This is a genomic window from Castellaniella sp. WN (genome assembly GCF_054457555.1).
Genome location: NZ_JBTKZC010000002.1, coordinates 563,397 through 585,491, shown reverse-complemented (window position 1 = coordinate 585,491; position 22,095 = coordinate 563,397). Strand labels below are relative to the sequence as shown.

Sequence of the window (22,095 nt, the reverse complement as noted above, 5' to 3'; positions counted from 1 at the left end):
GCACGCGGGCCTTTTGTTTTGGAGTCACGATGTCTCAAGATAATCCGCAAATCAGCACGACGCCGCCGCTTCCCGGGCTGCAACTCGTGCAAGACCTGAACAAGGCATTGCAGGCCCTGGCCACCGATTTTTCCGGGGCAACTGACCCGGCCGCGATGGCGTGGCCGTACTCGACTTGGGCCGACGCTGGCACGGGTACGCTCAAACGCCGCAATGCCGCAAACAGCGCCTGGGTGATCGAAGGCAAGCTGTTTGCCAAGCCCTTGTACGGTGCCACCTTCGCCGAAGTCGACGCCCTGACAGCCGACGAGGGCCCGATCATCGTCACCGACATGGGCTGCATGCCCTGGGTTTGGACGAATACCGCGTATTTCACTGGCTACCGCAATCCGCTGTGCGCCACTATTCCGCAGCATTTCGCGGCTACGGCCCGGGCGTGGGAAATGCCGGTCACGGGCGGAGTTTGGTCGGAGTCCGATCCGAAGCAGCGGCGGCTGATTGCCTGGTTCCGCGAGCAGGGTCTGACCGTTGCTTCAGGATCCTGGGCGAAGGGCTGGGGGCGAATCGCTGACCTCGGCAGCGGCGACTGGAAAGCCCCCGATTTGCAGGACGTTTTTCTGCGGATGGCCGGAACTGACGCTGACACTGCGAATCCACGTGTCGTGGGGGCATATCAAGCTGATGCACTACAAAACTTCAGCGGCAGTGTGGGCTGGCGGCGACTAAATGACGGTAACAGTCTCGTGGGAAATTCAGGGGTTGATGGAGGGTTCTCTTTTAGCGCCGGCGCGCGCGGTCCGTCACCGAGACTGGTATCCGGCACTGATCCAGCCACCCTCGCTGACGATAAATTGTCGTTCGGCCCGGCGGCTGCTGGTGCCCGCACATCCACCGAGACGCGCGGACCTAGCACGGCCGTCCTTCCCTGCATCCTGGTCTGACGCCACCGCTGCGAACGCGAGAGCGTCAGGTCAGTATCAAGCAAGCCGCTCAAATAACTTGACGTTGGTCGAGTCGAGCTGCTGGCCGCGTCTCGCTCGAAGTGCGGGAGCCGGGGGAGTCTGACGCGTCAAAAATAAGGTTAAGCAAGCCAGCCTCTGGCGCGGCTGACCCGGACGACACGTTCCCCAGTTGAGTCTTTCTAAAAGCTCCTGATGAGATGTTTGTTGAGGCGGTTGGCACGGTCCCTGAGATGCCGCCGATGATGTTTTTGCAGCGCATCTGGTTGATAAAAGCCCGGCCCCGTCGCGTTCGCAGTCACGCAGTCACTTTTCCTTTTTCAAACCCTTTGCCCCGCTGGTCGGGGCTGGAGTCGTTTTGACGTCCTCCCGCCCTAAAGGGCGGAGATTCCCACTGCTGGCGCTCGACGTCCCGAGCGGAGAATGTTTAACGCAGCATTTACGTCACGATCATGGACCGCTCCGCACTCACTACATACCCATTCTCTTATTCCAAGGCCTGCGATACCTTTCGGCCTCGACTCGGGCAATGCGCCACAAGCCGAGCAGGTTTGGGAGGAAAACGCTTCATTCACTTCTTCATACCATGCGCCATTCGCAACCGACTTGTACGCAAGCATCGTTTTGAAGGAATGCCAAGATGCGTCGTAGACGCTTTTCGCCATCTTGGTTTTGGCGAGTTTCGAGGGCGCCACGTTGCCGACCGCGATGTAATCGAAGTCACGCACGATTTGCGTGGAAGCCTTGTGCAAAAAATCGGCGCGACTATTCGCAATCTTCGCATTGATGTTGGCGGCCTGCTTTTTCTTTCTCGCCCGCTGCGCGACGGCAAGCTGTTTTTCAAGCCTTCGATAGTGGCGAGGATGTTCGATCTTCTGTCCATTGGACAGCGTAGCCAAGTCAGCCAAGCCAAGGTCAATGCCAACGCCACGAACCGGCTTTCTGGTTTCAGCGTCAGCGACTTCAACGACGATGTTCAAAAACCAGTTGCCGCGTCGGTCTTGAGCAAAGCAGGTTCCATCCTTGATCTTGCCTTCCGGCAGCGGGCGGGAATTAAACACGCGAAACGTATGGCCCACGAACCGGAAAGCATCGCCGTGACGCTTCAAGTTGCGGCCCTTCATCGGCACCCAGCCAAGCGAGCGTTTGCCGCGATAGCGAAGGAATGGCCGGTTGAACTGCTTGCGAGACTTCGCGTATCGCTCGCATACGGCATTGATCGTGCCGGAGTGGATGCCAAGCTCCTTGCTGCTACCGGTCGTCAAGACGTTCAGATCAAACCCGGTGGGCCAGCGCTTGTGCCACTTCAGAGCGTGTTTCTGCGTGTCGTTGCAAAAGTTCCAGACGAAGTTAACCGCCCGCGCTTGTTTGTTCAGCAAGCCGCTCAACGACTTCTGAATCACCCCGGGTTTTGAGGAGGCTCCAAGCTTTGAGAGAATGGAGCCATGGTCAACAATCAAACCAAATTTTCACCTGAGATCCGTGAACGGGCCGTGCGCCTGCTCCTGGAACACCGCGACGAGTACGCGTCGCAGTGGGCTGCCGTCACATCGATTGCACCCAAGATTGGCTGCTCGCCGCATTCGCTGCTCAAATGGGTTCGGGCCCAGGAGGTGGAGACGGGTGTACGTGCCGGTATCCCGCAGGCCGAGCAGGAACGCATCAAGGCGCTGGAGCGCGAGGTCAAGGAGCTGCGCCGAGCCAACGAGATTCTAAAGACGGCCAGCGCTTTTTTCGCCCAGGCGGAGCTCGACCGCGTCCTGAAGAAATAAACGCCTACATCGATCAGCACCGAGACTTGTACGGGGTCGAGCCGATCTGCAAGGTATTGCAGGTCGCCCCGTCAGCCTACAGGCGCCATGCCGCCCGGTGTCGCAATCCAGATCTACGCAGCCACCGGGCCAAACGGGACGAGCAGCGCATGGTCGACATCTACCGCGTCTGGGATCAGAACTTCCAAGTCTACGGCGCGCGCAAGATCTGGCGCCAGATGCATCGGGAGAACATGCCCATTGCCCGCTGTACGGTCGAGCGACTCATGGGCCGCCTGGGGATCGAGGGAGTGCGCCGGGGCAAGCGGATACGCACGACGGTTCCCGATGCCTCCAAACCCTGCCCGCGCGATCTGGTGCGTCGGGCCTTCCATGCTGATCGACCCAATCGCCTGTGGGTGGCTGACTTCACCTACGTATCCACTTGGCAGGGATGGATGTACGTGGCCTTCGTCATCGATGCGTATGCCAAGCGCATCGTGGGCTGGCGCACGAGCTCGCGGATGACCACAGACTTCGTGCTCGATGCCCTGGAGCAGGCGCTCTACGACCGGCACCCCGATCCGGCCGCAGGCCTTGTCCATCATTCGGATCGCGGTTCGCAGTACGTGTCGATCCGTTATTCCGAACGGCTGGGCGAGGCGGGTATCAGCCCTTCGGTGGGGGCCACGGGCGACGCCTATGACAACGCCCTGGCCGAGACCATCAACGGCCTGTACAAGGCAGAACTGATTCATCAGCGTGGCCCCTGGAAGACCAAGGCTGCCGTGGAATTAGCCACCTTGGAATGGGTGGCCTGGTTCAATCATCAGCGGCTGCTGGAATCGATTGGCGACATCCCCCCCGCCGAGGCCGAACAACGGTACTATCAAGTGCTTGCAACACCCGCTGCTGAGGCGGTTTTACTTTAACCAAACAGCCTCCGCGATTCCCGGGGTGATTCACTTCACACGGTAGCGGAAAACCTTAATCATCTCTGGCGCTTCAGGTACGCGTCAATGGCGCGCCGAATGTGCTCGGCAACTGAAAGTCCGGTCTTTTCAGACAAGGCTTTCAATGCTGATAACACAGACTCAGGCAGAAATATATGTGTGCGCTTCATGCACACATTATACCTGTTTTTTTAGACAGTAGTTCAGATATAAAACCCCTGTTTTATGGCCGGCTTTAGGCCTGAAACAATTCGGAGAAATCGTTATGCAAACCGTTTATCAACTCGATGACCAGGGCCTGCTGCTGCATGAGCGGCAGGCGCCCAGCAAAGGTCATCTGCAGGTGCTGGTCGCGCCGCCGGTGGTGCCGACCGGTCACGTCGCCCGCTGGGTGACCGCGCTGCATCCCGTGATCGATACCAAGGCCTACGGCGATCCCGGCACCGGGGCATGGGAAGTCATCGAGGACCACCGCAAAGCCCCGCTCTGGATCGCCCACGGCAAGCCCTACACCCTGGGCGATGATCACGAGGGCCAGACCTACGACGGCTTGGGGCCAATCCCCGCGTGGCTGCACACGGAAGAACCCGCAGCGCCTGAGCCGACATCGGCTGAGCTGCGCGAATCCAAACAGGCCGCAGCCACAGCAAAACGCTGGGAGGTCATGACGGGCGGCATTACGCTGCCCTCAGGCGTCGTTGTGGGCACCACCATCGACGACCAGAACCGGATCACGTCAGTCGTCGCAAACGCTGCTCTGGCGGTCCTGTCTGATACCGACGAGGTGGATTTCAAGGCGGCCTCTGGTTGGGTGCGTATCACGATTGGCGACATCAAGCAGATTTCGGGCGCCATCGGGCAGTTTGTGCAGGACTGCTACACGGCCGAGCGCACGCATCACGACGCCATTGCGGCGTTGCCTGATGATCGGGCTGCGATCGAGGCTTATGACGTGTCGGTCGACTGGCCGGCGTAATCGCGATCTGATCTATCAACCGCCCGCCCTGCGCGGGTATTTTTTTGGAGCAAAGCATGGCAGAGCCTGCATCGAGCATCGCTACGGCCGGCGTGGTTGCGGCAACTGTGGCACTGGCGGCATGGCTGTCGCAGTTGGACCCGGGCGCAGTAGCCGGGGCCTTCGCGGGGGCGGTGACATTCGCGCTGACGGCAAAGGACACGGCCCGCGTGCCGCGCATCATCTACGCGCTGGTTTCGCTGGTCGTCGGATATGCGGCGGTTCCCGACGTGGCTGCACTCTCGCCGATCAAGTCGCCGTTCCTGGCGGCGTTTCTCGTGTCCGCGCTGGTGGTGCAGGCAACGATCACGGCGCTCGATCGGATCAAGACCGCGAGCATCAAGAGCGTCTGGGACGCCGTGGCGTCGACGTTCCGCAAGGGAGGCTGACATGGCTGCGCACATCATTTTGCTGGCAAATCTGATCTCTGTGGCTGTGCTGATGTGCTATCGGCGCGGCGACAGTCGATACAAGCCGTGGATCTCGATCCTGGCGTACTTGTTGCTGGTGTCCTTGGGCGGACAGGCGATCGACGTGTCGCTCAACGCCGGCGGCGCGTCAGCATGGGACGCTGCAGTGTCGACGCTGATCGCTGTCGTGGTCGTGCGGGCGCGCGGGAATGTGGCAGCCATGGCGAGGTGTGGGCTATGACGAATCGACTGTTGGATCTGCCGATCACGCCCCATGATTTCGTCGGCCAGATCATGGAGCCCGCCCTGGACTTGCTGCCCGCACGCATGGGCTCGATCGAGGCCCGCGTGATGCTGCTGGCCATCGCTCTGCAGGAGTCCGGCTTGGTGCACCGCTGGCAGATCGTGGACCTCAGGAGGCCGGCGATCAAGGGGCCGGCGCGCGGACTGATGCAGTTTGAAAAGGGTGGGGGCGTCAAGGGCGTGCTGACGCATGCAGCCAGCCGGGACTATGCCGCCGACGTGTGCCTCGCGCGCGGGGTTGTGGCCGCGCCGGCGCAGGTCTATGACGCCCTGGACCAGGATGACGTCCTGGCTGTGGCGCTGGGCCGGCTGCTGCTTTGGACGGATCCGCGGGCGCTGCCGGCGGCTGACGATGTGCTGGGCGGCTGGAATCTCTATCAGCGTGTCTGGCGGCCCGGCAAGCCGCATCCGGAGAAATGGGCGGGGAATCACGCGGTCGCGCGCGCCGCGCTGGGGGCTGCATGATCGCCGCTGCTATCTGGGCCGTCGCCAAGGCCTACTGGCGCCCGCTGGCCGTGGCTGCCATCCTGCTGGTCATTGCTGCCGCCGGCATCGTTTGGTATGGGCACACACAGTATCGGGCCGGCTACACGGCGGCCGAAACCAAAGCAAAGCTGGCCGCCATCGCAATTGAACAGGGGATGCAATATGAGCGTGATCGAGCGGATGCCGAACACCGTGGGGCCGTGCTGGCCCGCGAGGCTGCGGCGCGTGATCTTGTCGCTATGCGCGGCAGGCTTGATGAGTGGGTGCGCCGATACGGTCGTGATCCCGCGAATCCCCGAGCCGGCCGCCGACCTGATGCAGCCGGTCCCGACTGGATCGGAGGTTTTGCAGCGTGCTACGGGGAATATGCAGACCTGGCAGCAGATGCTGCACGATGGGCCGACCAGGTGAACGGGCTGCAGGGGTATGTGCGGGCGGTGAGGGCGAAGAAGAGCCGCCCGTAGGCGGCTGGTAGCGCAGATGAGGGAAGGATTGCTGAGCCTTCCTTCAGTAGCCTTTTGGCTACCGTTACTTTTTCGGCGCTTGATCCCTGTGCTCATGCCCAGTGGGTTCCTGAGGTCCGCCCTTGGGGTCGGACTTCGGTTGCAACTCATCCTTCTTCTGGTTGGCGGAAGGGGTATTGAGGGGTCTGATTTGTTCCATGGTGTGCTCCGATATTTCGGTTGCCATTGCCCAAAATTGGTCGATGACATGGTTGTTAGGTTGGGAGTTGAGCAGTACCGCTGCGTGGCCGGATTGCAGGTTTAGTAGGGCAATCCAGGGAATTTTTCTTTCATCAGCTTGAGAAAATGGGCACGGTGCTTAATGCGCCGCCTGTTGCGTTCGAGCTCGTCAAACGGGGAGGGGGGCGACGGCGGGCAATCCATGTCCGCTGCCTTCAGTTTCGGGGCGAAAACGCCAGCGGGCGAGAGGTAGAGGATCATGAGGGCTCCAAGTAGCCTGGCCGGTTTGTTATGCACATCTGCGCCAGGGTTGCCCATCGCGAAACGTTCCGATTTCGACGAAATCAGTGTGCAAGGGGCCGCACGCGCTAAGCATGCGATTTTTATAGAGGCGTTGGCACAATCTGTTAGATTAGTTATCGGCCTTGAGTTACTGCTGCCTCGTTTTATTCAGTCTGGGACTTATAGATATGGATAGCTAGCTTTACTTTGTATCAGTTGTCTCTGTGTCGCTTAGCATTGTGGAGATGTGTTTTCATCGGACGTGGCTTTGCTTTGCCACCCGCACCTCAAACCAAGCCTCCGTCTCCCCCATGGCCTGGAACGCATCGCCCCGGGCCCGGCCAGCCGCCGCGATCCAGCGCTTGGCCAGCGCCACATTCCCGGATTCCAGACGCAAAAATGCCCGCGCTGTGGCGGGCTGTTCAGAATTGCTATGTCAATTTTTCCCCACATAGCCGGAGGGTAAATCGTCGTAAACCCTGGAGGCGCAAGCCGGAATCGAACCGACGTACACGGATTTGCAATCCGCTGCATCACCACTCTGCCATTGCGCCGGTGATGTCCGATGCCCGAATTGTTCCGGGCCAAGTCCGACATTATACGATATTTTTCATCGCATCTCGAACGCCTCCCGGCGCACCGGTACGTCTCCGAGCCCCAGGGACTGCAGACCGGACTCCAGGCTTCGGGCCAGCCCCGCCGGGCCGCAGAACCAGACATCCATTGCGCCGCCGGTCCGGGCATGTTCGCGCCGCAGGGCCTCGGCGTCCAGATGCTGGCCGGCGCCGGCGTCGTGAACGTGCAGGGTGACCCCGGGCAACGCGGCGCACAGGGTTTGCAGGCGCTCGACGAAGGGGTCGTGCGCGGCATTCCGGATGCAGTAGTGCAGGTCGGCTCGCGGAGCCCGTTCCGGATGGTCCTGGAGCGATTCGAGCCAGGCTAGGAACGGCGTGATTCCGATGCCGCCCGCGATCCAGGTCTGGCGAGGTCCGCCGCGCCGGTGGTCGAAGCGTCCGTAGGGGCCTTCGACCCGCACCGGCTGGCCCGGGCGCAGGCGCTGCGCCAGCCCGTTCGTGTAGTCGCCCAGGGCCTTGATCTGGAAGCGCAGGCGCCGTTCCCGGGGCTGGTCGGCGCTGGCGATCGTGAAGGGGTGGGCGCCTTCGCCGGTGTCGAAGGTGACGAAGGCGAACTGGCCCGCCCGGTGGCCGGGCCAGCCGGCGTCCATTGCACATTCGACTTCGGTGACGCCCGAGGGCAGCGCGCGCACGGATTCGATCCGGCCAGGATGGCGGCGGCGGGTGCCGATGCGCTGGCGCAGGGCCATGACCGCCGCCACGCTGCCGCCCAGCATCAGCGCGCCCATGATCAGGCCCAGGGGCTGGAGCCACCAGTTGGCCGGAGTCAGGGCGGCGGTGTGGAACACCAGGGCGAGATACAGGGCGGGCATCGCGCGGTGCAGGAGACGCCAGGATTTATAGGGAAAGGCCTTCCACAGCGTGATCACCAGCGAGATGATGAGTGCGTAGATCACCCATTCGCCGACATCCTTGGCCAGTCCGTGGCCGGGCTGCAGGAAATCCAGCGCGGGAAACTTCACCGGTTTGTGGATCGCGGCGCCGATCAGGTCCTTCATCACGCCCTTGCTCAGTTTGACGAGCCAGTGCGCCACACCCAGGCCGATGGCCAGGATGCCGGCCCATTTGTGCAGGAGGTAGATGCGGTCCATGCCGCCCAGGGCCGGTTCGAGCCAGGCGGGGCGCGTGGCCAGGATCATGACCAAGGACATCAGGCCCATGGACCAGACGCCGGTCAGGTAGATCGCCTGGGTGCGGACGACCCAGGGGGTGTCGCCGGCGATGGGGTTCAGGAAGAAGGCGTCCCAGGACCACGCCAGGGTCAGGGCGCCGAGGAATGCGAGCAGAATATGCCGGGTTTTCATGAGAGGTTCCATCATTCGCATGGCCGATGTGGATCGGCGATGAAGCCAGTATGGGATCCGGCGCCTGAATCCTCCGTGAAGCCGGCGTTCATCCGGCGTTCATGCCCGGTGGGCGGTGCGGAGGATGGGGCCATGGCAGGATCTGTCATGTTGAAAAAACGCGTTTCCGGCGTCGGGCCGGCGGCGCGCGGCGTGCTAAGGTGGGGCATCCCGTAAGCAGACAGCGAGGATGACATGCCCAGCACACAGTCCACGGTCCAGGCGATGCAGCGCTATCTCGTCCTGTTGCGCACGGATGATCCCGCGGAGGGCGTCCGGGTGCTCGCCGAACTGGCCCAGGTTTCCGTGATCAGTCGTTCGAGCGGCACGGCCGCCGCGCGCCGAGCCCCTTGCGCCCTGGTCTTCGATCGCATCGGCGCCGCACGCGTGCACTGCACCGCGCAGACCCGGCAGCGCCTGGCCGACGCGGCGGCGTCCGGGAGCAGCGCCATCCTGGCCATCGAGCCCGAGCGCACCGTCTACGCCATCGCCGCCGGGTATCGCGTGCCGGCCCCCGCGCGCGGGCAGGTCGGGCACGGGCAAGCCGGGTCCGACGCGACCTGGGGCGTGCATGCGGTCGGCGCGGATGCTTCGCCCTATACGGGCAAGGGCATCCGCATCGCGGTGCTGGATACCGGCCTGGATCTGTTCCATCCGGATTTCGCCGGTCGCGCCATCGTGTCGCATTCCTTCGTGGACGGCCAGCCCGTCCAGGACGGCAACGGCCACGGCACGCATTGCGCGGGCATCGCGGCCGGCCCGGCGGCGCCCGCTTCGCAGCCTCGCTACGGTGTGGCCGGCGAGGCGGAGCTGTACGTGGGCAAGGTCCTGGGCGACGAGGGCAGCGGCGGCGACGGCGGCATCCTGGAAGGCATCGACTGGGCTGTCGAGCACGGCTGCCACATCGTCTCCATGTCGCTGGGCAGCCCGGTGGAGCCGGGGCAGGGCCATTCGGCCGTGTTCGAGGAAGTCGCCCGGCGCGCGTTGGCGGCCGGCACGCTCATCATGGCGGCGGCGGGCAACGAGAGCCGCCGCCCGGAATCCGTCGCGCCGGTCGGCCATCCAGCCAACTGCCCTTCGATCCTGGCCGTGGCCGCCGTGGACTCGAACCTGCGTGTGGCGCCGTTTTCCTGCGCGGGTCTGGAAGGCGACGGTGGCGAGGTGAATGTCGCTGCTCCGGGCGTCGACATCCTGTCGGCCTGGCCCGCGCCGGAACTGCATCGCAGCATCAGCGGCACCAGCATGGCCACACCGTTCGTGGCGGGCGTGGCCGCGCTGCATGCGCAGGCCGATCCTTCGGCCCGGGCCGCCCGCCTGGGCGAGCGGCTGGCGCAGTCCGCCCAGGCGCTGCGGGATCCCGCGCGCGACGTGGGCGCCGGCCTGGCGCGGGTGCCGTCGGGGACATGACATGGCCCGGATCCGCCTGACGGTCCTGGTGCGCGACGCCTGGCGCGACCGCTATCCCCTGGTCGTGGAACATTGCCGGCAGGCGGGGCTGGCGGTGGAGCGGGAGCTCGTCGCGGTCGGCGTCATCGTCGGCAGCGTCGAGGAAGAACTGCTCGCCGCCGTTGCGGAGGTCGAGGGCGTGTCGGCCGTGGAGCCGGAGCGCATCAACCGGACCTTCGGGAACGCCTGAATACGTCCCCGCGCCGCATGCGTCCGCGGATTCGGAAGGCCCGGCCGGGACCGGACGGGGAAGCGTTGTTGTTAAGATGACGCCTTTCACCGTGTCCGTTTCGATCCATGGGTACCCTGCTGCCGTTCATTACCGGCGCCATCTGGCTGTACGTGCTGGGGCGCTTCGTCTGGCCCCTGCCGTATGGAACCCGCACACGGGTCGTCCTGGCGGCCGTGACCTTCCTGGTGGCCCAGTATCACTGGTTCACCAGCCAGTTCTTCGGCTCGCTGGCCTCTCCGGAACTGCCTCAGGGCGTTCTCATCGGCCTGGCCTGGGCCTTTGGCGCATTCCTGCTGCTGGCGATGCTCCTGGTGCTGCGCGACGTGGCGGGGGTGCTGGCGTTCATGATTTCGCGCGGGGCGGGAAATGCCGTCATGGGCGGGCGGGCGCTGCATCTGTCGCTGGGGGCGCTGGCGCTGGCCCTGTCGGCCATCGGCACCTGGCAGGCGGTCCGGGTGCCCGGTGTCAAGACCGTGGAACTGGCCTTGCCCGGTCTGCCGCCGGCCTTCGACGGCTACCGCGTCGTGCAGCTGACCGACCTGCACGCGAGCCGCCTGCTGCCCGGATCCTGGGTGGCCGCCGTGGTGGCGAAGACCAATGCCCTGGATGCCGATCTGGTCGTGATCACGGGCGACCTGGCCGATGGCTTGCCCGAGGCCCGGGAGGCCGACGTGCGTCCCTTGCGCGACCTGCGGGCGCGCGACGGCGTTCTGGCGATCCCCGGAAACCACGAGTACTACGCCGACTACCGGCGCTGGATGGCCGCCTACCGGGCACTGGGCCTGGACATGCTGGAGAATGCCCACGTCGTCATCCGGCGCGGCGACGCGGCGCTGACGGTGGCGGGGATCACGGACCGCCAGGCGGCGTCGTTCGGCCAGCCGCGCCCCGACCTGGACGCGGCGCTGAGGGGGGCGCCGCCGGATGCGCCGGTGATCCTGCTGGCCCACCGCCCGGGAGGGGCGGTGCGGCACGCGCAGGCCGGGGTGGCGCTGCAACTGTCCGGGCACACGCATGGCGGGCAGATCCTCGGACCGCACCTGCTGACGCAGTGGGTCAATGAGGGCTTCGTCTCCGGGCTGTACCGGGTCGGCGCCATGCGGCTGTACGTCAGCAACGGCACGGGCCTGTGGAACGGACTGGCGATCCGCCTGGGACGGCCGTCCGAAATCACCCGGATCGTGCTGCGCTCCGGAAGCCGGTAGCGGCGGGCTTGCGGGGCGGTGGGAGCGAACAGTAGTACTCTGGCGGAATGGAGTCGCGCCGATCGCACCGGCATTCCGTCCGGGACGAGCGCGGCGGCTCGTCCCGGAGACCTCCCCATGCCCCTTGCCGCCTCTCCCGATCGTTGCGCTTTCGCCCGATGGATTCCCTGATCCTGGTCGCGGGCGCGGGTGTGGCGGCCGGCGCCATGAACGCCCTGGCCGGCGGCGGCTCGTTCGTCAGCCTGCCCGCCCTGATCGCCGCCGGCGTGCCGCCGGTGCTGGCCAATACGTCCAGCACCGTCGCGCTGTATCCCGGGGGCATGGCCAGCGCCTGGGCCTATCGCGACGGGCTGACCGGGGTAGGCGACGTGGCCCTGCGGCCGCTGCTGGCAGTGACGCTGCTGGGCGGCGTCGCGGGCGCCTTCCTGTTGTTGCATACCTCCACGCGGGCCTTCGACGTCGTGCTGCCCTGGCTGCTGCTGGTCGCAGCCTTCGCCCTGGGGTTCGGGCGCCGTGTCGGAGAATGGATGCGCGCGCGCTGGCGCGTGCGCCCGGCCGCGGTGCTGGTCCTGCAGTTCGGGCTGGGTGTCTATGGCGGCTATTTCGGGGGCGCGGTCGGCATTATGATGATGGCGGTGTGGGGCCTGCTGGGTTCGCACGACATCAAGAGCATGCATCCGCCGCGCACCCTGATGGTGACCGCCGCCAACACCATGGCGGTGCTGATCTTCATCGCGGCCGGCGCGGTGCAGTGGCGCGAGACCCTGGTCATGCTGATCGCGGCCGTCCTGGGCGGCTACAGCGGCGCGCTGCTTGGCAAGCGCATCCCGGCCCCGCTCGTCCGGGCCGGCACGCTGCTGCTGACCGCCTGCATCACCGTGGCGTTCTTCGTGCGGGCGTATGGCTGAATCCGCGCTGTCCCGGCAAGGGACGCGGTGCGCGCCCCGCCGGCGCGGCTTCACGATACCGCGAGGGCCTCGCCAGTCTCCTGCGCCAGGAATCCGCCGCTCTGGTGGCGCCACAGGCGCGCGTATACGCCGTCCCTCGCCAGCAGCTCCATGTGGCTGCCCTGTTCGATGATGCGGCCTTCGTCCAGGACGACGAGCCGGTCCATGGCGGCGATGGTGGACAGGCGATGGGCGATCGCGATCACCGTCTTGCCTCGCATGATCTCGTCCAGGCTTTCCTGGATGGCCGCCTCGACCTCCGAATCGAGGGCGCTGGTGGCCTCGTCCAGCAGCAGGATCGGCGCGTTCTTGAGCATGACGCGGGCGATGGCGATGCGTTGGCGCTGGCCGCCCGACAGTTTCACGCCGCGCTCGCCCACCAGCGTGTCGTAGCCCTTGCGGCCCCCGGGGTCGCCCAGTTGCCGGATGAACTCGTCGGCCTGGGCGCGGACCGCCGCCGCCCGGATGTCCTCGTCGCTGGCGTCGGGGCGCCCGTAGACAATGTTGTCGCGGATCGAACGGTGCAGCAGCGAGGTGTCCTGTGTCACCATGCCGATGGCGGCGCGCAGGCTGTCCTGCGTCACTCGGGCGATGTCCTGGCCGTCGATGAGGATCCGGCCGCCGTCCACGTCGTAGAAGCGCAGCAGCAGGTTGATCAGCGTGGACTTGCCGGCGCCGGAACGCCCGACCAGGCCGATCTTCTCGCCGGCGCGCACGGCCAGGTCGAGCCCGTCGAACACCTGCCGCTCGCCGTTGTAGTTGAAGGACACCCGCTCGAAGACCACCTCGCCGCGGCTGACTTCCAGAGGCCGCGCATCCGGTGCGTCCACCACCTTCGGCGGGTGGGTCAGGGTGGCGATGCCGTCCTGCACGGTACCGATGTTCTCGAAGAGCGAGGCCATCTGCCACATGATCCAGTGCGACATGCCGTTGACCCGCAGAGCCATGGCCGTGACCGCGGCGACCGCGCCGGTGCCGACGTGCCCGCCTTGCCAGAGCCACAGGGCGTAGCCGCCCGCCGACAGGATCAGGCACGCCACCAGCGCCTGGTTGACGATCTCGAACCGGCTGACCAGACGCATCTGGCGGTAGCCCGTGTCCTGGAAGTCCTCCATCGCGGCGCGGGCGAAGCGGGCCTCGCGCCGGGTGTGCGAGAACAGCTTGACGGTGATGATGTTGGCGTAGGCGTCGGTGACGCGCCCGGTCATCGAGGAGCGGGCGTGGGCCTGTTCCTGCCCGACCCTGCCCAGGCGCGGCACGAAATACGCCATGGCCAGTCCGTACAGGGCGAGCCAGCCGACGAAAGGCAGCATCAGCCGCCAATCGAAGCCGCCCGCGACCGCGATCAGGGTGAAGAAGTACACGCCAATGCCGAGCACGATCTCGCTGAAGGTCAGCAGTACGTCGCGCACCGCCAGGGCGGTCTGCATGACCTTGGTGGTGACCCGGCCCGCGAACTCGTTGGAGAAGAAGGACAGGCTCTGGCGCAGCATCAGCCGGTGGAAGTCCCAGCGCAGGCGCAGCGGCAGGTTGATCGCCAGCACCTGGTGCTGCATCGTGGTGCGCAGCGCCACCAGGCCGATGCTGGCGACGAGCACGATGGCGATGCCCCACAGCACGCGGTGGGCATGCGCGGCGGCCTCCGTTCCCGCCTGCCAGGCCGCCAGCAGGTCGACTACCTGGCCCAGGAAGGCGAACAGCCAGGCCTCGTAGATGGACACGCTCGCGCTCAGCGCCGCCAGCGCGGCGATGTAGCGGCGCGAGCCGCGCGTGCAGGCCCACAGGAAGGGAAACAGGCCCTTGGGCGGCAGCGGCGCGTCCTCGGGCGGAAATGGATCGAGCAGGCTTTCGAACCTGTGCAGCAAATGAGGCTCCGGAAAGTGGGCGGCCCGGCATGGCGAGCCCCCATGGTTCGCCCGCCATGCGGGCTCCCTGCCCCCCAGGAGGGCGCTGATTGCCTTGGGGCGGCCCGGCGCGGCAATCAGGCCGGCGATCAGTTCGCCAGCAGCACGGGCACCGTCATGGTGGACAGCAGGGTGCTGGTGGCGCCGCCCATGATCCACTGGCGCATGCGGCTGTGGCCGTAGGCGCCCATGACGATCAGGTCGGCGTCGGTGTCGGTGGCGGTGTTCAGGATGACGTTGCCGACTCCGTAGCCCTTGCTGTCTTTCAGCAGGTGCCTGGGTTTGGGATAGCCCAGGCTGGTGCAGTAGTCGGAAAAGTCGTCTTCATGAATGTCGCGGTTGTGCATCAGCTTGTCGTCGCGGTCGATTTCCAGGACGGTGAGCGCCTGGCAGTCCCGCAGGAGTGGCGCCGCGTCGGAGAAGGCGCGGGCGGCCTCGCGGCGCTGGTCCCAGCAGAACAGGATGCGCCGGCCGATGGTGTCGACGGGGCCGAAATTGGGTATGAGCAGTACCGGGCGGCCCGAGGCCATGACCACGGCCTCCGGCAGGTTGGGCCGCAGCGCCGACAGGCTGTCGGTCGGATCGGCCTTGCTCATGATGAGCAGATCGCAATAGCGGGCGTGCAGCGTTAGGCCGTCTTCGGCGTCGCCGTGGGGCGCACGCCAATGGGCCCGGACTCCCCGTTCCCGGGCCTCGTCGAGGAACCGGACGCGGGTGGCCTCGCGGTGTTCGTCGCGGCGCTTGCGCAGGGTCGAGCGGATGTCCTGGGGCAGGATGTTCTCGTCCTGCTGGAGGCCGGCGACGCTGGCGGAGGGATAGACGCCGACGATTTCCGCCCCGCGTTCCTTGGCCAGCCGCAGGCCGATGTCCATGCGGCGTTCGCAAACGGTATCGTCGTTCAGGTGGATGGCAATGCGGCCCGGCATACGGAACTCCCTCGTGGTGTGGTGGAATCTGTACTGCGTTCCCGCCATCTTATCCCAGGCCTGGCGTCCTGTGCGGTCCGGCCGCGTTCCCGGCCCGCCGCGGCGCAAGGCGGCGCACGGGCGGAATTCGTCTATAATTCGGCCCTCAAGGGGAGTAGCTCACTTTCCGCGGCATCGTCATGACGGCGTTTCGCGCTCGCGCGCGGCGCCCGGTGCCCGGGCAACCCGCAGGTCCTTCGGACAGGCCCTGGTTGCGAGCAAGACCTTGCCGCCCAGGGCAAGGTTCGTCTTCCCGCCATGCAAATGGCCTGATCCTCCGGGCGGTTCGTACCGAAAATCGACCATTCATCACCGGAGGATCCCATGATCGAATTCCTTGAAACGCTCCATTGGGCGGGCGTTTTCCAGATCATCCTGATCGACATCCTGCTGGGCGGCGATAACGCCGTCGTCATCGCCCTGGCCTGCCGCAATCTGCCGCGCGCCCAGCGCATGCAGGGCATCCTGTGGGGGACCGCCGGGGCCATCGTTTTGCGGGTGGCGCTGATCGCTTTCGCGCTGACGCTGCTCAACATCCCCTTCCTGAAGGTCGTCGGCGCGTTGCTGCTGTTGTGGATCGGCATCAAGCTGCTGCTGCCCGAGGATGGCGGGCACGAAAAGGTCGCCGGGAGCTCCTCGGTCCTGGCCGCGGTCAAGACGATCATCATTGCGGACTTCGTCATGAGCCTGGACAACGTCATTGCCATCGCCGGGGCGGCTCAGGGCGCCGATCCCGATCACCAGCTCGGCCTGGTGGTCTTCGGCCTGCTGGTCAGCGTGCCCATCATCATCTGGGGCAGCACGCTGGTCCTGAAGCTGATCGATCGCTATCCGCTGGTGGTCACTTTCGGAGCCGGGCTGCTGGGCTGGATCGCGGGCGGCATGCTCGTCACCGACGTCGTCGTCGCGGACCATCTGGGCACCCCGTCCACGGCCGTGAAGCTGGCCGTGGAAATCACTGGCGCGCTGCTGGTCATGGCGCTCGGCCGCTGGCTCGCCAGCCGCAAGACGGCCAAGGCCGCCGGGACGGCGGGTTGACCGGACCGGACGGACCCGCGCCGGACGGACCTCCCCCTGCGCGGGTCCGGACCGGCATCAGGCGTCCGAACCCGTGCGGCCGTACTCGACAGGGATCTTCACGTAGAAGACGTCGGCCGCTTCGGTACGGACGGCCGCCAGCAGGCGTGCGCAGGTCGCCTCGTCCACGGCCACGGTGACGCCCACGGGCTGGTCGGCGAGTTCGAAGAAATGCGCGGCATGCAGCCTGCCGTGGTGGCCGAAGCTTTCGTTGGCGGCGAACAGCGTGGCGCCCAGCGCGCCTTGCGCCTTGGCCAGTTCGAGCAGCCATTCGGCCATCGAGGCGCCGTCGTGGCGCCGGTCCTGCTGCGTGTAGAACGTCAGTTGGTAGCCTTTCATGGAACGCTCCTCGTCGGGTGGTCCGGTCGATGATCAATGCGCCGCGCGCGCGGCGGCGACGGTGGCGATGCCCAGCAGGGTCATGGCGAGCGAGCCGCCCACGTGGACGGCGATGGAGATCGCCATCCAGCCGTAGCGCGCCTGTTGCAGCAGGGTGGCCAGTTCTCCGGAAAACGTCGAAAAGGTCGTCAGCCCGCCGCAGAAGCCGGTGATGATGAACAGTCGCCAGTGCGGGGGCAGGGCGGGGTGCCCGCCGAGCCAGGCGATGGCCAGGCCGATGACGTAGCCGCCGATCAGGTTGGCGGCCAGGGTGCCGGGCGGCAGGGTGGGGAACAGGGCATTGAGCGCGTTGCCCAGCCACCATCGGAAGAGGGCGCCCAGCGAGGCGCCGGCGGCGATGGCGAGCAGTGTGTAGGGCATGGCGACTCCGGGTAGAAATGAAAAATGCCTACGGCCCCCGGCGGGGCGCCGGGGGCCGTAGGCATCATCAGCCGCGATGCGCGGCGGTTTCATGGAGGAATGCCATCTCCAGGTGCGGACAATATTAGCAGCGATTTTCCCGGCCGCGCAAGGCGGTGTTCAGCCTCTGCGCGTTACACTGGGCCGGTCGTTTTCCCGAATCTTGCGGAAGGAGTGCATCCATGCTCAAAGGAAAAAAAGCGGTCGTCACCGGTTCCACCAGCGGCATCGGCCTGGCCATCGCCCGTGAACTGGCCCGCCAGGGCGCCGATCTGGTCATCAATGGCTTCGGCGACGCCGACGCCATCGAGCGCGAACGCGCCGGCCTGGAAAAGGATTTCGGCGTCAAGGCCGTGTACCTGAACGCCGACCTGATGGACGGCCAGGCCGCGCGCGACTTCATTGCGCAATCGATTCAGGCGCTGGGCGGCATCGACATCCTGGTCAACAACGCCGGCATCCAGTACACGGCCCTGATCGAGGATTTCCCCGTCGACAAGTGGAACGCCATCCTCGCCCTGAACCTGTCGGCCGTGTTCCACTGCACCGCCGCCGCGCTGCCGGCGATGAAAAAGCAGAAATTCGGCCGCGTCATCAACATCGCCTCGGCGCACGGCCTGGTGGCCTCGGTCCACAAATCGGCCTACGTCGCCGCCAAGCACGGCGTGGTGGGCCTGACCAAGGTCACCGCGCTGGAAAACGCCGGCACCGGCGTGACCTGCAACGCCATCTGCCCGGGCTGGGTGCGCACCCCCCTGGTGGAAAAGCAGATCCAGGCCCTGGCTCAGGAAAAGGGGCTGGACATCGAAGCCGCCGCCAAGGACCTGCTGGCCGAAAAGCAGCCGTCCCTGGAATTCGTCACGCCCGAACAGCTGGGCCAGGCCGCCGTGTTCATCGCCTCGGACGCCGCCGCGCAGATGACCGGCACCACGCTGTCCATCGACGGCGGCTGGACCGCCCGCTGAAGCAGGGGATCGCCGCATGCTGATGGTCCTGTCCCCCGCCAAGAAGCTGGACTACGACTCCCCCGTGCGCACGACCCTGCGGTCGCAGCCGGTGTTCCCCGAGCAGACGCGTGCGCTGATCGGGACGCTGCGCACGCTGTCCGCGGACGACCTGGCGGGCCTGATGGGCCTGTCCGACGCCCTGGCGCGGCTGAACGCCGACCGCTACGCCGCCTGGGTGGACGCGCCCGACGCCCGCCATGCGCGCCAGGCGGTCCTGGCTTTCGACGGCGACGTCTACGAGGGCCTGCGCGCGCCGGAGCTGTCCGACGCCCGGCTGACCTGGGCGCAGGATCACCTGGCCATCCTCAGCGGGCTGTATGGCGTGCTGCGGCCGCTGGACCTGATCCAGCCCCACCGGCTGGAAATGGGCACGCGGCTGCGCACCGCCCGGGGCGCCACCCTGTACGCCTGGTGGGGCGACCGGATTGCCCGCGAACTGAACCGGCGCCTGGACGCGCTGCCCGGCGAGCGCATCTTGCTGAACCTGGCTTCGGGCGAATACTTCAAGTCCGTGGACCGCAAGGCGCTGAATGCGCGCGTGGTCGAATGCGTCTTCCAGGACGAGAAGAACGGCGCCTGGAAGATCATCAGTTTCTACGCCAAACGAGCGCGCGGCCTGATGGCGCGTCACGTCATCGACCACGGCATCGACGCCGTCGCCGGCCTGCGGGATTTCGCGTCCGAAGGCTACGCCTACGCGTCGCGCGAATCCACGGCCGACCGGCTGGTGTTCCGGCGTCCGGCCTGAACGGCCCGGCGCGTCGCGGGGAATCTCAGGGATAACGAGGGTTGCCGGGCTGCCGGCGTCCATGGCACGCTGTCGCTGTAATTATGAATTATTAATTTTCAAGTTCTGCGCAGGAGGCCCCGATGGCGGCCAGGATTGTCCAGAAGATCCTCTACCAGGAAGTCGCCGATCGCCTGCGCGGCATGATCCAGGCCGGGGAACTGCGGGCGGGGGAATGGATCGACGAGGTCAGCCTGACCGCGTCGCTGGGCATTTCCCGCACACCGCTGCGCGAGGCGCTCAAGGTCCTGGTGGCCGAGGGCCTGCTGCGCATCGAGCCGCGTCGGGGCTGTTTCGTCAACGAGCTGTCCGGCCGCGACCTGGAAAACATCTTTCCCCTGATGGCGATGCTCGAAGGCCGCTGCGCCTTCGAGGCCGCTCACAAGGTCACGGACGCCGACCTGCGGCGGCTCGAGCCGCTGCACCACGACCTGCGCCGCTACGCGGAGCAGGGCTCGATCGACGACTACTACGCGGCCAATGCGCGGATCCACGTCGCCATCCAGGATCTGGCCGACAACCGCTGGCTGTCCGGCCTGATCGACAACCTGCGCCAGGTGCTCAGCCTGTCGCGCCACCGCAGCCTCAGCTATCCGGGCCGGATCGACGAATCCTGCGCCGAGCATCTGGCGATCTTCGCCGCCCTGAAGGCGCGCGATCCCGAAGGCGCCGAGGCCGTGACCCGCAAGCATCTGATGCGCCAGCTCGACGCCCTGCGCGCCCTGGCGCGCAGGGACGAACCGGCCGCCGACCCGTCGGCGCTCCATGCGGCCGGGGCCGCGGAGACCCATCATGAACGTCGCTGATCCGAAGCCGGCCGCCCGCGTCGCCGACCCCGCCGAATCCTCCGGGGAGCGGGCCGTCGTCTCCGCCGCCGAGCCGGCTGTCGCCCGGTCCGGCGGCCTGCTGGCGCGCCTGGGCCGCTGGCTGGAGCGCGACCACCTGCCCGATCCGGACGCGTTGCGCGCGCTCTACGAGGCGTCCCTGACCGACGGCGGCGCCAATCAGCTGGCCCGCCAGTGGGCGGAACGCTACCGGGCCGCCGACGCCGACGAGCGCCGCTCCCTGCTGGCCTGCCTGGTGCGCGCCGGGGTGGACATCGAGCCGCGCGGCGACCGGGGCGCGCGCCTGTTCCGCCGCCTGTACGCGCAAAGCGACCGGCTGGAACTGATGGTGGAACTGCGCGCGGACATGCTGCGTTGGCGCAACCAGGTCGCCGGGCTGTCGGTCCTGGAGCAGGAACTCGCGGCCCTGCTGTCGAACTGGTTCGATGTCGGCATGCTGGAACTGCGCCACATCAACTGGGATTCGCCCGCCTCGTTGCTGGAAAGGCTGATCCGCTACGAGGCCGTCCACGAGATCCGGTCCTGGGACGATATGCGTCGCCGGGTGGCCGCCGACCGGCGCTGCTACGCCTTCTTCCATCCGCGCATGAGCGACGTGCCGCTGATTTTCGTGGAGGTCGCCTTCGACGGGCAGATGGCCGCGAACGTGCGGGCACTGATCGACCCCTCGCGGCCGGTCGAAGGGCTGGACAAGGCACGCTGGGCGATCTTCTATTCGATCTCCAACACCCAGCGCGGGCTGCGCGGCATCAGCTTCGGCAATTTCCTGCTGAAACGGGTGATCGAGGAATTGCTGGACGAACTGCCGCAGCTCAAGTCCTTCGCCACCCTGTCGCCCATCCCCGGCTTCGCCGACTGGCTGGGCCGCCAGTCCGGCGAGGACATCCAGGCGCTGCTGAAGGACAAGGCCGAGCGTCAGGCCGCGGCCGACGATGCGGCGGCAGGCGCTCACTGGCTGGAACGCCTGCGCACCGCCGCGCAGGGCGAGGCGCCGGACGCCGTGCGCCGCAGCGGATTACGGCTGGCGGCGCACTACCTGACGCAGCTGCGCGACGGCGAGCCGATCGACCCGGTGGCCCGCTTCCATCTGGGCAACGGGGCCCGCATCGAGCGCCTGAACTGGGCGGCCGACGCCTCGGCCCGGGGGCTGGAGCAATCCTGCGGCATGATGGTGAACTACCTGTACGAACCCGAGCAACTCGATGAGAATAGGGCGCGCCTGGCCGCCGGCAAGCCGCGCGCGTCCCGGGGGGTGCAATGGCTGTGAATTCCGGATCCGGCGCGGGGCGCGTGCATGCGCGTATCGAGGGCGCGGTGGCGACCGTCACGCTCGACCATCCCGGGCGGCTGAACGCCATCACGGTCGCCATGTGGGGCGAACTGGCGGACGCCTTCGGCCGCCTGTCGGCCGACCGCGACCTGCGCTGCGTGGTCGTGCGCGGCGCGGGCGGGCATTTCGCCGCCGGAGCCGACATCCGCGAATTTCCCCGCGAACGAGCCGATCTGGACGGCGTCATGGCGTACCACCGGCGCACCATCGCCCCGGCCCTGCGGGCGGTGGCGGATTGCATCCATCCGGTGGTCGCGGCGATCGAAGGTGTCTGCGTGGGCGGCGGACTGGAGATCGCCAGCCGCTGCGACCTGCGCCTGGCGGCCCGGGGGGCGCGCTTCGGCGCGCCCATCAACCGCCTGGGCTTTCCCATGGCGCCCGACGAGATGCGTGGGTTGCTGGAACTGGCGGGACGCGCCGTGACGCTGGAAATCCTGCTCGAGGGGCGGGTGTTCGACGCCGGCGAAGCCCTGGCCAAGGGCCTGCTGACGCGGGTCGTGGCGGCCGATGACCTGGAAACCGAGCTGGCGGCCACGGTGGCACGCCTGTGCGCGGGCGCCCCGCTGGCCGCGCGTCTGAACAAATCGACCGCCGCGCGCCTGGCCGGCGACCCGGCCCCCCTGAGCGACGCCGAATGGCGCGCCTGCTTCGCTTACGCCGACGGGCCCGATCACCGGCGGGGCGTGCAGGCCTTTCTGCAGGGCGCAGACCCCGCTTTCACAGGAGAATGAA

Annotated in this window: 25 protein-coding genes, 1 tRNA gene, 1 riboswitch and 1 other annotated feature; of the genes, 17 read left to right on the top strand and 9 right to left on the bottom strand. The window is 66.6% G+C overall.

Features of this window, described 5'->3' with window-relative positions:
- Window positions 1-29 precede the first annotated feature (29 nt).
- Window positions 30-941 (top strand): hypothetical protein, encoded by a 912-nt coding sequence (locus ACTPOE_RS16605; protein ID WP_458873321.1) that lies wholly within the window; start codon window positions 30-32, stop codon window positions 939-941.
- A gap of 392 nt (window positions 942-1,333) precedes the next feature.
- On the opposite strand, the gene ACTPOE_RS16600 is transcribed toward ACTPOE_RS16605, so the two are convergent.
- Complete coding sequence (locus tag ACTPOE_RS16600) at window positions 1,334-2,362, bottom strand: RNA-guided endonuclease InsQ/TnpB family protein (RefSeq protein WP_458873520.1); 1,029 nt, start codon at window positions 2,360-2,362, stop codon at window positions 1,334-1,336.
- A 42-nt stretch (window positions 2,363-2,404) separates the two neighbouring features.
- On the opposite strand from ACTPOE_RS16600, the gene ACTPOE_RS16595 reads away from it, so the two are divergent.
- Window positions 2,405-3,642 (top strand): IS3 family transposase gene (locus tag ACTPOE_RS16595; protein WP_458870381.1). Its coding sequence is split into 2 segments (ribosomal slippage): window positions 2,405-2,687 and window positions 2,687-3,642, totalling 1,239 coding nucleotides; the frame shifts between segments, so codons are not numbered across the junction.
- Window positions 2,686-2,802, top strand: a sequence feature (AL1L pseudoknot). It overlaps the preceding gene by 117 nt.
- Window positions 3,643-3,701: 59 nt before the next feature.
- On the opposite strand, the gene ACTPOE_RS16590 is transcribed toward ACTPOE_RS16595, so the two are convergent.
- The gene (locus ACTPOE_RS16590; protein WP_458873320.1) at window positions 3,702-3,833 is read right to left on the bottom strand and encodes a ribbon-helix-helix protein, CopG family; all 132 of its coding nucleotides are present in this window, start codon (window positions 3,831-3,833) and stop codon (window positions 3,702-3,704) included.
- A gap of 95 nt (window positions 3,834-3,928) precedes the next feature.
- Between ACTPOE_RS16590 and ACTPOE_RS16585 the strand changes: the two genes are divergently transcribed.
- Genes ACTPOE_RS16585 through ACTPOE_RS16565 form a run of 5 tightly spaced genes read left to right on the top strand, consistent with a single transcriptional unit; the run spans window position 3,929 to window position 6,341 of the window.
- Window positions 3,929-4,639 (top strand): DUF4376 domain-containing protein, encoded by a 711-nt coding sequence (locus ACTPOE_RS16585; protein WP_458873319.1) that lies wholly within the window; start codon window positions 3,929-3,931, stop codon window positions 4,637-4,639.
- Between the two features lie 56 nt (window positions 4,640-4,695).
- On the top strand, window positions 4,696-5,067 hold the full coding sequence (locus ACTPOE_RS16580; protein WP_458873318.1) for a putative holin: 372 nt from the start codon (window positions 4,696-4,698) through the stop codon (window positions 5,065-5,067).
- 1 nt (window position 5,068) lies between these two features.
- Window positions 5,069-5,329: a phage holin family protein gene (locus ACTPOE_RS16575; RefSeq protein ID WP_417252786.1), complete on the top strand. Its 261-nt coding sequence runs from the start codon at window positions 5,069-5,071 to the stop codon at window positions 5,327-5,329.
- Complete coding sequence (locus ACTPOE_RS16570) at window positions 5,326-5,856, top strand: hypothetical protein (RefSeq protein WP_458873317.1); 531 nt, start codon at window positions 5,326-5,328, stop codon at window positions 5,854-5,856. Before ACTPOE_RS16575 ends, ACTPOE_RS16570 begins: the two co-directional genes overlap by 4 nt.
- Entirely contained in the window at window positions 5,853-6,341 is a 489-nt protein-coding gene (locus ACTPOE_RS16565) for a hypothetical protein (RefSeq protein WP_458873316.1), read from the top strand. Before ACTPOE_RS16570 ends, ACTPOE_RS16565 begins: the two co-directional genes overlap by 4 nt.
- 300 nt (window positions 6,342-6,641) lie before the next feature.
- Here ACTPOE_RS16565 and ACTPOE_RS16560 read toward each other — a convergent pair whose 3' ends face one another.
- The 3 genes from ACTPOE_RS16560 to ACTPOE_RS16550 form a co-directional block, all read right to left on the bottom strand.
- Window positions 6,642-6,821, bottom strand: coding sequence for a hypothetical protein (locus ACTPOE_RS16560; protein WP_458873315.1), 180 nt, complete (start codon window positions 6,819-6,821; stop codon window positions 6,642-6,644).
- Window positions 6,822-7,322: 501 nt separating this feature from the next.
- Window positions 7,323-7,396, bottom strand: a tRNA-Cys gene (locus ACTPOE_RS16555).
- A gap of 56 nt (window positions 7,397-7,452) precedes the next feature.
- Complete coding sequence (locus ACTPOE_RS16550) at window positions 7,453-8,781, bottom strand: ferredoxin reductase family protein (protein WP_458873314.1); 1,329 nt, start codon at window positions 8,779-8,781, stop codon at window positions 7,453-7,455.
- A 234-nt stretch (window positions 8,782-9,015) separates the two neighbouring features.
- Here ACTPOE_RS16550 and ACTPOE_RS16545 point away from each other — a divergent pair, with 234 nt between their 5' ends.
- The 4 genes from ACTPOE_RS16545 (at window position 9,016) to ACTPOE_RS16530 (ending at window position 12,611) form a co-directional block, all read left to right on the top strand.
- On the top strand, window positions 9,016-10,227 hold the full coding sequence (locus ACTPOE_RS16545; protein ID WP_458873313.1) for a S8 family serine peptidase: 1,212 nt from the start codon (window positions 9,016-9,018) through the stop codon (window positions 10,225-10,227).
- Window position 10,228: 1 nt separating this feature from the next.
- Window positions 10,229-10,456, top strand: coding sequence for a hypothetical protein (locus ACTPOE_RS16540; RefSeq protein WP_458873312.1), 228 nt, complete (start codon window positions 10,229-10,231; stop codon window positions 10,454-10,456).
- A 107-nt stretch (window positions 10,457-10,563) separates the two neighbouring features.
- Window positions 10,564-11,703: a metallophosphoesterase gene (locus tag ACTPOE_RS16535; protein ID WP_458873311.1), complete on the top strand. Its 1,140-nt coding sequence runs from the start codon at window positions 10,564-10,566 to the stop codon at window positions 11,701-11,703.
- A gap of 158 nt (window positions 11,704-11,861) precedes the next feature.
- On the top strand, window positions 11,862-12,611 hold the full coding sequence (locus ACTPOE_RS16530; RefSeq protein WP_458873310.1) for a sulfite exporter TauE/SafE family protein: 750 nt from the start codon (window positions 11,862-11,864) through the stop codon (window positions 12,609-12,611).
- Window positions 12,612-12,661: 50 nt separating this feature from the next.
- Here the strand turns inward: ACTPOE_RS16530 and ACTPOE_RS16525 are convergent, their stop codons facing one another.
- Complete coding sequence (locus ACTPOE_RS16525) at window positions 12,662-14,515, bottom strand: ABC transporter ATP-binding protein (RefSeq protein WP_458873309.1); 1,854 nt, start codon at window positions 14,513-14,515, stop codon at window positions 12,662-12,664.
- Window positions 14,516-14,643: 128 nt separating this feature from the next.
- The gene (locus ACTPOE_RS16520; protein ID WP_458873308.1) at window positions 14,644-15,480 is read right to left on the bottom strand and encodes a universal stress protein; all 837 of its coding nucleotides are present in this window, start codon (window positions 15,478-15,480) and stop codon (window positions 14,644-14,646) included.
- A gap of 363 nt (window positions 15,481-15,843) precedes the next feature.
- Here ACTPOE_RS16520 and ACTPOE_RS16515 point away from each other — a divergent pair, with 363 nt between their 5' ends.
- Entirely contained in the window at window positions 15,844-16,557 is a 714-nt protein-coding gene (locus ACTPOE_RS16515) for a TerC family protein (RefSeq protein ID WP_458873307.1), read from the top strand.
- Window positions 16,558-16,614: 57 nt separating this feature from the next.
- On the opposite strand, the gene ACTPOE_RS16510 is transcribed toward ACTPOE_RS16515, so the two are convergent.
- Both ACTPOE_RS16510 and crcB read right to left on the bottom strand, forming a co-directional pair.
- Complete coding sequence (locus ACTPOE_RS16510) at window positions 16,615-16,935, bottom strand: DUF190 domain-containing protein (protein ID WP_458873306.1); 321 nt, start codon at window positions 16,933-16,935, stop codon at window positions 16,615-16,617.
- A gap of 33 nt (window positions 16,936-16,968) precedes the next feature.
- On the bottom strand, window positions 16,969-17,355 hold the full coding sequence (gene crcB / locus ACTPOE_RS16505; RefSeq protein ID WP_458873305.1) for a fluoride efflux transporter CrcB: 387 nt from the start codon (window positions 17,353-17,355) through the stop codon (window positions 16,969-16,971).
- 51 nt (window positions 17,356-17,406) lie between these two features.
- Window positions 17,407-17,474, bottom strand: a riboswitch (Fluoride riboswitch).
- Between the two features lie 102 nt (window positions 17,475-17,576).
- On the opposite strand from crcB, the gene ACTPOE_RS16500 reads away from it, so the two are divergent.
- The 5 genes from ACTPOE_RS16500 to ACTPOE_RS16480 all read left to right on the top strand — a co-directional run bounded on the left by ACTPOE_RS16500 (window position 17,577) and on the right by ACTPOE_RS16480 (window position 22,094).
- Window positions 17,577-18,359: a 3-hydroxybutyrate dehydrogenase gene (locus ACTPOE_RS16500; protein ID WP_458873304.1), complete on the top strand. Its 783-nt coding sequence runs from the start codon at window positions 17,577-17,579 to the stop codon at window positions 18,357-18,359.
- Window positions 18,360-18,375: 16 nt separating this feature from the next.
- Entirely contained in the window at window positions 18,376-19,149 is a 774-nt protein-coding gene (gene yaaA, locus ACTPOE_RS16495) for a peroxide stress protein YaaA (RefSeq protein ID WP_458873303.1), read from the top strand.
- 122 nt (window positions 19,150-19,271) lie between these two features.
- Window positions 19,272-19,994: a GntR family transcriptional regulator gene (locus ACTPOE_RS16490; RefSeq protein WP_458873302.1), complete on the top strand. Its 723-nt coding sequence runs from the start codon at window positions 19,272-19,274 to the stop codon at window positions 19,992-19,994.
- The gene (locus ACTPOE_RS16485) at window positions 19,981-21,300 is read left to right on the top strand and encodes a malonyl-CoA decarboxylase domain-containing protein (RefSeq protein WP_458873301.1); all 1,320 of its coding nucleotides are present in this window, start codon (window positions 19,981-19,983) and stop codon (window positions 21,298-21,300) included. Before ACTPOE_RS16490 ends, ACTPOE_RS16485 begins: the two co-directional genes overlap by 14 nt.
- Window positions 21,291-22,094: an enoyl-CoA hydratase-related protein gene (locus ACTPOE_RS16480; protein WP_458873300.1), complete on the top strand. Its 804-nt coding sequence runs from the start codon at window positions 21,291-21,293 to the stop codon at window positions 22,092-22,094. Before ACTPOE_RS16485 ends, ACTPOE_RS16480 begins: the two co-directional genes overlap by 10 nt.
- Window position 22,095: the final 1 nt, after the last annotated feature.

Bases quoted from the DNA above. Each gene is read 5' to 3' on its own strand.
- ACTPOE_RS16605 (WP_458873321.1), top strand. From the start codon at position 30: ATGTCTCAAGATAATCCGCAAATCAGCACGACGCCGCCGCTTCCCGGG.
- ACTPOE_RS16590 (WP_458873320.1), bottom strand. From the start codon at position 3,833: ATGAAGCGCACACATATATTTCTGCCTGAGTCTGTGTTATCAGCATTG.
- ACTPOE_RS16585 (WP_458873319.1), top strand. From the start codon at position 3,929: ATGCAAACCGTTTATCAACTCGATGACCAGGGCCTGCTGCTGCATGAG.
- ACTPOE_RS16580 (WP_458873318.1), top strand. From the start codon at position 4,696: ATGGCAGAGCCTGCATCGAGCATCGCTACGGCCGGCGTGGTTGCGGCA.
- ACTPOE_RS16575 (WP_417252786.1), top strand. From the start codon at position 5,069: ATGGCTGCGCACATCATTTTGCTGGCAAATCTGATCTCTGTGGCTGTG.
- ACTPOE_RS16570 (WP_458873317.1), top strand. From the start codon at position 5,326: ATGACGAATCGACTGTTGGATCTGCCGATCACGCCCCATGATTTCGTC.
- ACTPOE_RS16565 (WP_458873316.1), top strand. From the start codon at position 5,853: ATGATCGCCGCTGCTATCTGGGCCGTCGCCAAGGCCTACTGGCGCCCG.
- ACTPOE_RS16560 (WP_458873315.1), bottom strand. From the start codon at position 6,821: ATGATCCTCTACCTCTCGCCCGCTGGCGTTTTCGCCCCGAAACTGAAG.
- ACTPOE_RS16550 (WP_458873314.1), bottom strand. From the start codon at position 8,781: ATGAAAACCCGGCATATTCTGCTCGCATTCCTCGGCGCCCTGACCCTG.
- ACTPOE_RS16545 (WP_458873313.1), top strand. From the start codon at position 9,016: ATGCCCAGCACACAGTCCACGGTCCAGGCGATGCAGCGCTATCTCGTC.
- ACTPOE_RS16540 (WP_458873312.1), top strand. From the start codon at position 10,229: ATGGCCCGGATCCGCCTGACGGTCCTGGTGCGCGACGCCTGGCGCGAC.
- ACTPOE_RS16535 (WP_458873311.1), top strand. From the start codon at position 10,564: ATGGGTACCCTGCTGCCGTTCATTACCGGCGCCATCTGGCTGTACGTG.
- ACTPOE_RS16530 (WP_458873310.1), top strand. From the start codon at position 11,862: ATGGATTCCCTGATCCTGGTCGCGGGCGCGGGTGTGGCGGCCGGCGCC.
- ACTPOE_RS16520 (WP_458873308.1), bottom strand. From the start codon at position 15,480: ATGCCGGGCCGCATTGCCATCCACCTGAACGACGATACCGTTTGCGAA.
- ACTPOE_RS16515 (WP_458873307.1), top strand. From the start codon at position 15,844: ATGATCGAATTCCTTGAAACGCTCCATTGGGCGGGCGTTTTCCAGATC.
- ACTPOE_RS16510 (WP_458873306.1), bottom strand. From the start codon at position 16,935: ATGAAAGGCTACCAACTGACGTTCTACACGCAGCAGGACCGGCGCCAC.
- crcB (WP_458873305.1), bottom strand. From the start codon at position 17,355: ATGCCCTACACACTGCTCGCCATCGCCGCCGGCGCCTCGCTGGGCGCC.
- ACTPOE_RS16500 (WP_458873304.1), top strand. From the start codon at position 17,577: ATGCTCAAAGGAAAAAAAGCGGTCGTCACCGGTTCCACCAGCGGCATC.
- yaaA (WP_458873303.1), top strand. From the start codon at position 18,376: ATGCTGATGGTCCTGTCCCCCGCCAAGAAGCTGGACTACGACTCCCCC.
- ACTPOE_RS16490 (WP_458873302.1), top strand. From the start codon at position 19,272: ATGGCGGCCAGGATTGTCCAGAAGATCCTCTACCAGGAAGTCGCCGAT.
- ACTPOE_RS16485 (WP_458873301.1), top strand. From the start codon at position 19,981: ATGAACGTCGCTGATCCGAAGCCGGCCGCCCGCGTCGCCGACCCCGCC.
- ACTPOE_RS16480 (WP_458873300.1), top strand. From the start codon at position 21,291: ATGGCTGTGAATTCCGGATCCGGCGCGGGGCGCGTGCATGCGCGTATC.